Raw genomic sequence first — 12344 nt, 5'->3', positions numbered from 1 at the left:
AAACACAGTATTTCGACAGCCTTGGCAGGGTTTTTATGATTGAGGATGATAACGGCACTACCCCAAAATACCGTGTACGCAACACGCTTGATATTACCGGCAGGGTGATTGCCGTTACCGATGCACTGAACAGGGTGATGACACATCATGTTTACGGGTTGAAACAACAACTCTATACAACAAACATTGACTCGGGCGAGCGATGGATGCTTGCCGATGTTGCTGGAAAGCCCATTTATGCAGTGAACAGTCGTGGCTTCACCTTCCGCAATACCTATGATGCGCTGCAGCGCCCGCTGGAAATTTATGTTACCCCTCCGGCACAAAGCGAGATATTGGCAGAAGAATATGTCTACGGTACGGATGACGCGGTTTACAATATTGGCAGGGTTGAGTTTTTAAAAGACCAAAGCGGGCAAACGCATTTTATTGAGTATGATTTCAAGGGCAATCCACTGGAAACGCTAAAGACGTTTTGTGAAGACTACAACAGGGATATTGACTGGAGCCAAAGCCCGGTGCTGCAGACGGAAACGTTCACGCAGTTTATGGAGTACGACGCAATGAACCGGCCAACCTTGCTGACACAGCCCGACGGCAGCATTATAGAATACGCCTATAACAAGGCCGCATTGCCCGAGGCAATTGCAGTGACTCATTTAGGGCAGGGAACCCCGGTTGATTATGTAACTAATATTAACTACAACGAGAAAGGACAGCGAACACGGGTTTATTACGGGAATGGCACGCGAACACGTTATTATTATGACGATAAAACGTTCCGGCTGAACCGGCTTAAAACGACACGTAATTCAGGCGCTGATGTTTTGCTTGATCTTAATTATATTTATGATGCCGTTGGCAACATTGTTGAGATAAATGACAACGCGGCACAAACCTTTTATTACGATAACAGTGTGATAGCACCCCAGCAGCAGTTTTGGTATGATCCATTGTACCGTTTGGTAAAAGCCACCGGCAGGGAACTCATGTCACTGGCTATGCCCGGGCACAGTGATTTTGTAAATAACATCCCTTTACCAAACCCCGGTAATAGCGCGATGCAGAATTATAAGGAGTATTTTACTTTTGATGCTCTTGGCAACATAACCAACCTTGACCACTATACCAGCGGCCAAACGCCAACCTGGACCAGAGAATATTATTACAACTCGAATAATAATTATTTATTAAGTCATATTCAGAATCAAACTCCACCGGATTATACTTACGATGCCCATGGTAACATGCTTACCATGCCGCACCTTTCTGCTATGGAATGGGATTTTAAAGACCGTCTGATAAAAACCACACAAGGTACAGAAAGCACGTATTACCGTTATAACAGCAGCGGGGAGCGCAGCCGCAAGATAACAGAAAAACAAAATGGAACTTTTGTAGAACGCCTGTACCTTGGTGGCTACGAGGTTTACCGGGAATACGCGAGTAATTGGGATATTGATTTTGAAAGACAAACACTTTGCATCAACGAAATTAAACTGCCCGAAGGTGAAAATGAAGGCCAGAACGAAAGTGAAGAGCAAAAAAAATACACCTTTGATCAGAACAAGAAAATCGCCATCATAGAAACCAAAACAATAGAAAGTGGTGATCCGATTTCGCCACTTGAAATTGCGATTCGTTATCAATACAGCAATCATCTTGGCTCCTCCTGCCTGGAACTTGATGAAAGTGCGGATATCATCAGCTATGAGGAATATCATCCTTATGGGACGACCTCATACCGCTCTGGCAGAACTGAAACCGAGGTAAGCCTGAAACGATACAAATATGTTGGCAAGGAGCGAGATGAAGAAAGTGGGCTCTATTATTATGGAGCCAGATACTACGCGGATTGGTTGTGTAGGTTTATTTCAGTGGACCCGATGGCATGCAAATACCCGGAGCAGTCACCCTATTCCTATTGCGAAAACAGCCCAGTGATATTTGTCGACCCAGACGGAGCAGATGTCAAGGTTTCATTGTTTATTAGATGGTTTCGTCGAAGATTGTATTCTGCAATTAAGTTGTACTTGCAAACTCCGGAAATAAGTGCTCGTTATATGAATTACATGACCGCAAAACAGCAGCAAAGATATTTAGGCATACAAGGAGGCACTGATGGAATTTATGCCAATAGCTCGGATATTAAATTCACATCTTTATTCTCTTTTAAAAAAGGAAATTATGGCCTAACCTATGGTTCCGCCAAGAATAATTTTCCGGGAATACGGACAAACAAAGGATGGATGTCTTTAGGAGAAGCAGCATTTTCAAGAGATCCCGTAAATGAAAATACTGAGTTGAAAATGCGTATTGGAGTGAATATATTAAAAAGAGGGCAGGATAATTCAGAAAGACAAATTGGTGGAATGCTTGCGACTGCGCTTCATGAAGATCAAATTCATGCAAAGCCCATTATGGATTTCATGGAGAAGATCTGGTCTGGTGCACTTGAAAATACAAGTTATTTTGATCTGTATTCTCAAGATGACCCTACAAATGGAGTGTTATTTCATGAACAGCTGGGTGATAGGACAAATGTAAATTATAACGAGGCTGTGGAACAGATAAGGGGAATTCTTGACAAGAACGATTTGAGGAAAATAAGAAGTGATTTTGATAAAGCAATTGAAAATGACATTAAGAATAATGGAAACTAATAGAATGCTTCTAATAAGTTGTTGCATTTTGTTTCTATCATCATGCTGGATGTATAGAAAAAGGGCCGCTTATATTAATGATGAAACTTGTAAATTATCAAAAGAATACATCTACTCGGTCAATTTAGAAGGAGATACTGTTTTTCATAATGTGGCATTCAGTAAAAATGAAATTGTAAAATATATTGAGGGTAAACATTTTTTAGTGAATAGAAACGGTAATATTTTACAAGAATTCTCCTCAAAAAAGGGAAAATTGACGGGCGACTTTTTTAAATATTTTATTACCGGCAAAATAGAAATAAAAGGGCAGTATTATAAAGGGAAGAAGATTGGCAAATGGCTATATTTTAAGGAGAATGGTGAGATAGAAAAAGTAGAGTATTATTCACAATCAAAATCGTATTAAGAATTTTTTGGATCCAGCCAAGTGCTATATTAACTGATCACCATAATGTGTAATGAATAATAAACCAATAAATTTGATTGACCCAACCAGTATGGGAGGGATTACAAGAGTTGTCTATTATAATGATCGTGGAGGCCCGGTTAAGGTTGTGATAAGCTCAACAATATATTTCTATACTGATGATCCAAGTATCGACATGTTAGATGCAGCAACTCAAATAAAAAATGATCTTGAAAGTACACTAAATAGGGTCTGCTGAAAAACTCTTAAACGCTGTATTTTCAAGAATTATCTGCATATTTGTAATGTAGAAAATGCATGAAAATATGGCAAAAGCCTCTAAAAACCGTGCATAGTGCATTGAAAATGAAAAACATATTAATATTATTTGGAATAATGCTCTTGTTTTCATGTTGTAAACGGTAAATAACAATATTCATATAGCTGAAACAAGCAATAATAAAGTACTTCAAAAAGGTCAAATACAAAAGCCTTTATATTTAAAGTGTTTTATAATATATAATTTTTATAAAGGAAATGACCTTTTTGTTATAATAGGAGGTAAGAATGATGATGGGGCCGTATATTTAAGTGCTGATTCAACCGGCGTTTGTTTTTCTTATGGCATTAGCCAATGTGGATACAATTTTGCAGCAAAAGATGAAAATAATGTGATTATATTAATTTGGGATACTAAAGGTGCGTGGCGTGATGTTAGAACTTCACTGGATAAGACATTTGGAGTAAAAAATTATCCCAAAACAGGAGATATTTTTGCTGAGTTATCATTGCGAGGAGATACTGCTATTTATGTTAATTATCTTTCCCCGGAATTTGTTGACAAACAAAATGAAGTAGGAAGAAAAAATAAAAAATTAATTATAGATACGCTTTTCCCTGAATTTTTTAGATGTGCAACTTGCGAATGGGCTCCTAGAAAGTAATGTTTATAGCTTAAACATATAAAATAAATTCACTTAATAATTACCACACGGATAACATTATATAATATTTATTTTTTATTGGTCGGGCAGTTCCAAATGAAGACTTACCCTAGTTCATTATTTATCATTTTCACAACCTCTGACATTTCCAACCGTTCAAAATAATTCCGAACAAACCGAAGGTCTTCATTCAAGGCCTTTTCATTTATTTTAAACGGATTTTGGAGTCGTTTGTATATATTATCGAAGTTCTTTCCTGTAAGAAACTGTATAAAACGGGCAATTTCAGTCTTGTCAATATTTTTAACGTTGGCATATTTTAAAAGGTAATGTACAGCCAATACCTGACGAGCAGTTGTACTATCTTTAATGGCACCTTCAGATGCAGTCATCAATGAAGGCGTGGTCTCTGATTTTTTTTCCACTAAAGAATATTTTAAATCTTCCGACTCTAGAAATTCAAAGAATCGCCTATAGGCCATATACTCCGCGAATATTCTTACAAGGTCTTTATCCGAATATTCGTTTAAATCGAAAATGGGCTTTTCGGGTTTCACTTGCTCGCGTTTATTATCTTCGGATTTGCCATCTATTTCGAAGGGTTCAATAATTTCCTCAAAATCGTACGAGATAGTATCATATTTAGGTTTAAAATTCTTTCGCAGTTTTTTAATTGATAAAGAAAGCTCCTTACCCACTTTCAGATCGTGCATAAAATGTTCAAGTGCGGGTGCTCTATAACTTTCCTCAAACCTGAAAATCAACATCGCTTTTGCATAGGTTTGAAATTCACTATGTGTATATGCCTTGTCACTGGCCTTATCCAGTCGTCTTTTATAAGTACTGAAAAGAAGATTGTAATGTCGCTGTGAAGTTTCGGTATAAAATTGGTCGAGATTCTCCGTTAATTTTCCCATGATTATTCGTCTATATTAAAGTTGGCAATTTCTGAATTTCCAAACGCTTTTTCTCATCTACAATTTTAGCATAAATTTCCGTATATCGCAGATTTGTGTGACCTAATAATTTACTCACCGTGTAAATGTCTATTCCATAGGTCAGGCTTATTGTGGCAAAGGAATGCCGCGCTACATGGAAGTGAATATTCTTCTTGATCCCTGCCCTTGCAGCCCAAAGTTTAAGCAAATTTCTGGCATTACGCAAAGTTGGAAGATAGCAGAACACTTTTTCCTTATTATTCTTTTCTTTCATTACCTCTTCTATGACACCGCTGGCAGATTCTGTCAGTGGGGCTTTCAGAATTTTGCCGGAAGTATTACGTGTCTTTACAGGACGAATATTTATGTAGTACCGATTGTGGCCATTTGCGTCTTTTTCCGAAATGATATCTTTCCATTCAAGTTTTTCGATATCCGAAATTCTAAGCCCAGTGAAACATGAAAATAGAAATGCTAATCTCAGATGGGGATGAGAAGGGAAAGGAGTGCCAACCAGTGTCTTTACTTCTGAAGCATCAAGAGTCGTCCGTTTTACCTCCAACTCCTTAGGCATATCAAATTTATCAAAGGGGTTAATTGTAATGATATCCTGCCTGTAAGCATCATTTAACCGGGCGCGTAGAATTTTTAAGTAATTTTTCACAGTATTGTGAGATATCCTGGTTGAAAGGTATGCCTGAAACCGGATGAGCCAATCTGGGTTAATGTCAATGAATCTCACATCTGCCCCTTCGGTGAAATTGTTCATGTGAAACAGAAGACTGTTTGCATGGAAATCCCCTGTTTTACGTTGGTGGTTTTTAATATAGCCAATTATTGATTGTGAAGTCATTCTTTGCTTTGTCTTCAGGCCCTTGATCTGCCCGGCAAGTTCCATCTCCCTCTTTTTGCGAATATCCTCCGCTATATCTATCGTATTGCGATCCTCAAGCAGAATGTTTTTTATTTTGCTGTAATCTTTGCTTACATACAATTTCAGGAACTCGTACTGCCGTTTCCGATTTCCCTGCTCGTCAGTAGAGAAGATATCAAGGTAAACGCTGCATTTACCAGTTTTCAATTGCTTGTATCGAAGATGTATCATGATTAATGTTTAAGTTAATTGAGTATTGTCATTTGCTTTTCTTTTGGGATTTTTTCAAAATTGACTGATTTTTCGGCTTATTGCTAGTACTAAAGAAACTTGGAAATTTTGTCACTTCTTTTTGCTTTTTCTCATCAATTATCTTTGCATAGATTTGTGTGGCATCAATTCGGGTATGGCCCAGTAGCTTACTCACGGTGTAGATGTCAATACCGCTTGTCAAGCAAAGCGTGGCAAATGTGTGTCTTGCTGCATGGAAATGAAGGTTTTTTTCCACTTTTGCAGCTTTTGCCCACTTTTTAAGCCAGTAGTTAATCACATTCTTTTCTGGTAAAGCATCAAATACAAGTTCACCCTTTCGATAATTTTTTACTTCATTAAGTATTTTCACCGCTTGCTCACTGAGCGGAGCTTTTAAAAGTTGTCCTGAAGTCCTTGTGGTTTTTATCGGACGAATTTGTAAGCTGTGGTATGGATTACCATCTTTGTCTGTTTCGATAATAATGTGACTTTTTCTTAGAGTCTGTATATCTGATAGCCGTAACCCAGTGAAGCAGGAAAATAAAAAAGCCTGTAGCACCTGTGGCTCAGCATTTATTACGGTATCCTTCATCATCTGGATTTCTTTAAGTTCAAGAAACGTGCGTTCCACATCATGCTTGGCAGGAATTTTAAAACGGATAAATGGGTTAACAGCAATGATCTCATGCCTAACTCCCCGATTTAAATTTGTTTTGAGGATTTCAAGATATAATATCATTGTATTATGCGAGGTCACTTTTTCAAAGTATCTGGCCAAATCTTGAATAAATTGAACTGTTACATCGGAGAATAGGATGTCTTTACCTTTGGAGAATCGCTGTAGGTGCTGAGCTAAAATACGATCATTTTTTCTATCTGTTCGTTGTGCTTCTTTTGAGATAAATTCAATAAGAGATGCATTAACCCGCTTGGGACTTGCATTCAGACCTTTGACAGTGCCATAAAGCTCCAGTTCTCTTTTAGACCGGATGCTTTGTGCAAGCTCCATTAAGGGTTTATCCTCGGCAACAATGCGCTTTGAGTGGCCGTAATCTTTTGATACGTGGATTTTAAGAAATTCGTATTCACGATTAGATTTTCCATTTTCACCTCTGACGGAGTAGTCTAGATAAATACTGAATTTTCCATTCAGCATTTTTTTAAATCGAAGATGTATCATGGGTATTGCTATTTTGAAGTTTTGTAAATTTCATAATGATCCGGTCACTTTTAGTGTTCAATAACTGTTTAACGGATTTCTTATCCGCACCCTTATTCAATTGAATTATCGCAAAAGTGTTTCTGGCCATGCTAAAGCATAGATTTTTCTTAAGTCCGGCCAAGGCACTCCAAAGCCGGAGGTGAATATTGCAGTTAGACTTATTGGGCAATGATTTAAATACATTGCCTGATTGACAAGTAAGATTTATTGCTTTTCTATTAATATTTGATTCGTCCCTGTATTTGCCCTTTGATGTTCTAATACCTTCAGATGAGGCAACAATGCTAAGAATTGAGATTGCTTTATTTGATAGAATATTGCAGTAGGTTGCATGGTTCGAGAAACCATTGACGCTAATCGTCCAGGTTTTCTTTTTGCTCGGATCACTTTTTTTGATCTGTTCCCATTTTAAGTTTAAGATTTGATCCCAGGTCAGCCCAGTATATAGCGACAGCAAAAACGCTAACCTTATCTGTGGATTAAATTCGGTTGCCGTGTTTGTAATATCCAGTATTTCCTCCGGCGTTAGATATTTCGGGATACTTTCATGGTGACGAAAACGAAACTCCATTAAGGGATTCTGCTTAATCAAGTTTGATTTCATAGCATCATTTAGGAGGCATTTCATCGTATACACCAATGAATTTACTGTGTTTTTTGCCAATCCCGACTCAAGGTATTTTTCAAATCCTTCAATCCACTGCCTAGTTAAAATACTAAAAGGAATATCATTTTTGGCAGTGTATAATCGAATGTGTTTAATCAATGATTGTTCAGTGGAACGCAATTTCATTTCACTTGAAGTCCTTTCAACAATGAACTCGATAAAATGCCTTTTTTTATTTTTTAGGGACTTTTTGCATATCGATGTATTTCCATCAGAAAATTCCTTTGCAGCTTGCCGGGCTAGATTAATCGCGTCAATATCTTCCTTAACGATAAATCGATTTGTTGAATAGTCTTTCGATGATCGAAGATTTAGAAATTTTCTTTGTCGCTGCCCCTGATTATAAATATCGAGATATAGGCTGTATTGACCATTAAGTAATGCTTTATAACGAATAGTAATCATAATAAATAAGATGTTATTTGTCACTCCGAAGTAACAATTGAGTAACACAAAGTAACATAATATTACTTATGTTAGCAAATTTATGTTTTGTGTAATGTTTTGTAATCGCTTGTAAAGCCTTATTATGAATGACTATAGAAATTATTAATCAAAATTGCAAAGTATTTGTACACTTGACGTGGTTTTTGGAACCACTTTTGGCGACCTTATTGCGCTCAATGGAAGTGATGGCACTGAACTCTGGAACATCAGTCTGGCAAACCATATGGATTCGGCTTCGTTCGGAATAGACCACGGTCCCATTGTTCTTGATATGGACAACGATGATACACTCGATGTTTTTGTGGTGGGCGGTCATGGAGAATATCCTGCCATAGAGAAGAACTGGGGACGCGCTTACGCAGTGTCGGCCGGTGTCGGAGGTCCCGACTGGCCTATGTTCAGGCGCGATATTGTTCGCTCGGCATGTGCCGGATATTATGGAAGCTCATCCATTAAAGAAGTAAACAGTTCGCGCGAAAATCTAAACATTTGGCCCAACCCGGGCGATGGCAATTTCATGATAAAATCACAAGGCAAGGCCGGAAGCACTTATGAGCTGAGTATTTATAACCTTTCGGGGATGCTTGTATACCATGAATTTCTGACTTCCGAAGAGCAATCATTTTACCATAAAGTGCACGCCCAGTCACTGAAAAGCGGACTGTACATAGTTAAACTAATGTCAGAAGACATTGTGCAGACAGCGAAAGTCTGCATTCAGTAATACCAGGCACGAAACCCGCTGGCACTGTTGAGTTGTTGAGTTGTCTAATTGTCCCGCCAAAGGCGGACAGGCAAATTGACTAATTGTCTAATTACAATCAGAATTAACATTCCGCTGTTGATACAATTAAATTTGAATCAACATTTCACACATAATTATTGTAATCTTTGTGCAGGCTGATAAAAGCAACGGACGCATTATGCGCATGACAAAGCAAAGAAAAACTACGAATATTAAAAACAAATTTCACTGCATCACATGGCTCAAATACCTGTCATTACCGGTATTGCTGTGTCTGATCATTTCGGCAAAAGCGCAAAACAAAGAAGTTTATTCTACATCCGACAGAACCGAAGTCACCTATCAATACAATGAAAATGCTTATAAGGAAGGCCGGATTGTAAATTTTTTCATCGAAGAAATTGCAAAAAGCATCCCGAAACAGATTAAATATACGAAGTACAATTTTTCATTTTACAAGACATGTCGCATCGCTTATACCGGAAATAACCACTATGTGGCAAGTGTTGAATTCATCAATGCGGAATGCGACGGCGATGTGATGTATAAAAGTTTCAGCATTTCCGATGCCATTATTCCGCCAATGGCCGATATGACTGTTGCAATAAAAGGCCGCTCTGTCAAGCCGCTCGCATCAGCCAATCTGGAGCATGTTCCTATCACATCCGGCTATAATAAAATGGCCTCACTCGAATTTAATGATACAGCAAAAAACTTCGCCTACACCTTTGATCTCAACATCACAAAAATATATTACGACGATGCCGCTAAAAATCGATTCAATGACATGCGGAAACTCATTGACGACTACTATCAGGCCGATTTTCAGATAGACGAATACAACCGTGTGCTCGATAAGTTCGACTTTGAGAATATCGACATGATTATTGTTTATGATATACAACTAAAGGAAGTTGAAAAAGCTGTTGAAACACTCTTTAACCGGAACTTCGCCGGTACACTGAAGCTGAACGAAAAAGACCCCACCGATTATCTTGACAAATTCAGTAAGCTGTCTGAACGCAGCATCGGGATGCGCGAAAAAATGAATGTATTGCTTGCTACACTTGACAAGCAGTACTATGAAAAAGGAATGGGCTATTATGAAAAAAATGAATTTCAGTCGGCGGAAAAATTTTTCAAACGCTCTATTTCCGTTAATAAATACTACAGCCCGGCCGCTTACAGGCTTGCCAAAATTCTGTACATGCGCGACAGCATTACTGAAGCAAGCACGATAATTTCAGGTATACTGCAAAACATGAATCCTGACCACAACACCCGTAAACTGGTGGTTGAGATGGCTGACACCTTATACAGAGCATTTATCGGACACGGAAATTATTTTATTGTTCAGGAAAAATTTAATGAGGCGCTGAGCCTTTTTGAAGCGTGCCGTAATTTTTGTGCATCCACACCCGGATTGAAATGCGATAATGAAGTATCCAAAGGTCTGTCGAAATCAAAATACGGCATTTACAAATCATACCTTGCCGTTGCACAAAAGGCCATGGATAACGACAAGCTCGATCTGGCGCAGGTTTACATTGAAGAAGCACGAAAATACCAGCGAAATAACAGCAGCGAAATTATCGGCGATGCCGAATGCGACGCGTACATTGCCCGATTGGTGAGGGCTTACATTAAATCCGGCGATCTGCTTGCACAAAAAGGGCGATACGAAAAAGCACTGGGTTATTATCAGATGGCATCAAAATATTGCACGGCAAATACCGAATATAACTGCCCGAACGACCTGCCCATAGCCATTCACAACGCACGCATTGACCTCTACAACAGCCTGTGCAAATCGGCACGCGAATATCTCAAAGACAAAAAATACGATGCAGGCGAAAGCGAAATAATGAAAGCGGTTACCCTGCAGCAGGAATATCCAAATGATATTTCTTCTTCATTGAATTCGGATACCATACTCACACACGTAAAAGGCATTCGCTACCGTCAGTTCATCGTCGCCGGCAGGCAATTGATGCATTATGACCAAATGAGAGAGGCTGCCGGTAATTTTGCAGATGCACGTGACCTTGAAAAACGATTTTCATTCAGCCGCGATTATTCCCTCGATTCATTGCTAAAAGCAACCGGATTGCCGGTATTGCTTGAAGAAATAAAAATGATGCAGTTGCTTGCTGAGTCAGGGCTGGCCGATTCGGCACGTACTCAATACAACAAGCTTGTATTGATGCAAAAACGTTTTATGCTTGATGACGATGAATCTGCCAACAAAGCAATGGAATACCTGAGCGGATTTATTGTTGACAAAAAATGCAGCCTTGCCACCAAAAATGCCGACGCTGCACTTGCTTCAGCTACCATCTGTATCAACAACAAAGATTTTATTGATGCCGATACACTGTTGCAAAAAGCACTGGATATTGCTTTTGATAATCAGGGATGCAGGCTGGACGCTGATGCGATAATGACATTGCATAATAATTATCAGCCGGCTGCCGATTATCAGGTAATCATGAAAAAGGCACAAAAATGTTATGCTGCCAAAAATTTCAAAGAATTTATTGATGATTACGAGAATGCCGAATCGCTATTCTATAACGCGAAACTTCGGAATGTAGGAATAAATCATACAGCGGTACTGGAGTATCTTAGCATGCAGAAAGACCAGCCTTTGATATCATACGCTATTCAGCATTATTTGCTCTACGGCAAGGTGAATGAGGCTTTCCGTTTACTAAAAGTCCTTTACGCAATTGGCATGACAGCCGCGGATGCCCGTCCGCTGCAGGAAAGTGTTGGTGAAGCAATGGCCCGGATTGATAAAAAATCGGCACCCGATGCCTCACCAAGAAAAACCGTAGCCTTTTATACCGGAAACCAAAAATGGTACGCGTTTTTCAAAAAAGCCTACCTGTTTGCCTGGCGCGAACAATAGCAATTCTGAATGTTAATAACTTTAATTTAAAAAATTGAAGTCATTCTTACATTGGGATAATGACCAGTAAGAAAATATTTTAGTTTTAAAATACACGATAATAGTATTTTAACTTTTCGGAAATACGATATATGCGTTTCTATTAATTATATGATTTAACATTTCCACACTTTCTTCCGCATTCATTAGCTTCTATTATTTCATTTCTATTTTTTAATACACTGTTGTCCGGTAAAAGTTTGAAAGAAGCCGAAGCATAAGCCCGGCTTCTT

The 12344-nt window shown here is 38.6% G+C and carries 9 protein-coding genes; 5 read left to right on the top strand and 4 right to left on the bottom strand.

Annotation, left to right across the window (positions count from 1 at the left end):
* The 3 genes from WCM76_16155 to WCM76_16145 form a co-directional block, all read left to right on the top strand.
* Positions 1-2663: RHS repeat-associated core domain-containing protein (locus WCM76_16155; GenBank protein ID MEI6767164.1), on the top strand; the 2663-nt coding region annotated here is incomplete at its 5' end.
* A 49-nt stretch (positions 2664-2712) separates the two neighbouring features.
* On the top strand, positions 2713-3072 hold the full coding sequence (locus tag WCM76_16150) for a hypothetical protein (protein ID MEI6767163.1): 360 nt from the start codon (positions 2713-2715) through the stop codon (positions 3070-3072).
* Positions 3073-3743: 671 nt separating this feature from the next.
* Entirely contained in the window at positions 3744-4016 is a 273-nt protein-coding gene (locus WCM76_16145) for a hypothetical protein (GenBank protein ID MEI6767162.1), read from the top strand.
* Positions 4017-4120: 104 nt separating this feature from the next.
* On the opposite strand, the gene WCM76_16140 is transcribed toward WCM76_16145, so the two are convergent.
* From WCM76_16140 to WCM76_16125, 4 genes are read right to left on the bottom strand one after another with little or no spacing between them, the layout of a single operon-like run.
* Entirely contained in the window at positions 4121-4933 is an 813-nt protein-coding gene (locus tag WCM76_16140; protein MEI6767161.1) for a hypothetical protein, read from the bottom strand.
* Between the two features lie 10 nt (positions 4934-4943).
* Positions 4944-6059, bottom strand: coding sequence for a site-specific integrase (locus WCM76_16135; GenBank protein MEI6767160.1), 1116 nt, complete (start codon positions 6057-6059; stop codon positions 4944-4946).
* 28 nt (positions 6060-6087) lie between these two features.
* Positions 6088-7260: a site-specific integrase gene (locus WCM76_16130; GenBank protein MEI6767159.1), complete on the bottom strand. Its 1173-nt coding sequence runs from the start codon at positions 7258-7260 to the stop codon at positions 6088-6090.
* Positions 7241-8374, bottom strand: coding sequence for a site-specific integrase (locus tag WCM76_16125; protein ID MEI6767158.1), 1134 nt, complete (start codon positions 8372-8374; stop codon positions 7241-7243). The genes WCM76_16130 and WCM76_16125 overlap by 20 nt, the downstream gene beginning before the upstream one ends.
* 154 nt (positions 8375-8528) lie before the next feature.
* Between WCM76_16125 and WCM76_16120 the strand changes: the two genes are divergently transcribed.
* Together WCM76_16120 and WCM76_16115 are read left to right on the top strand one after the other, a co-directional pair.
* A complete protein-coding gene (locus WCM76_16120; GenBank protein MEI6767157.1) occupies positions 8529-9140 on the top strand; it encodes a T9SS type A sorting domain-containing protein in 612 nt (203 codons plus the stop codon).
* Positions 9141-9309: 169 nt separating this feature from the next.
* A complete protein-coding gene (locus WCM76_16115) occupies positions 9310-12072 on the top strand; it encodes a hypothetical protein (GenBank protein MEI6767156.1) in 2763 nt (920 codons plus the stop codon).
* Positions 12073-12344: the final 272 nt, after the last annotated feature.

Source organism: Bacteroidota bacterium (assembly GCA_037133915.1).
In the GTDB taxonomy this organism is placed as follows: domain Bacteria; phylum Bacteroidota; class Bacteroidia; order Bacteroidales; family CAIWKO01; genus JBAXND01.
Note: the sequence above shows the minus strand (reverse complement) of the source record. Positions and strands in the feature narration are given on the sequence as shown.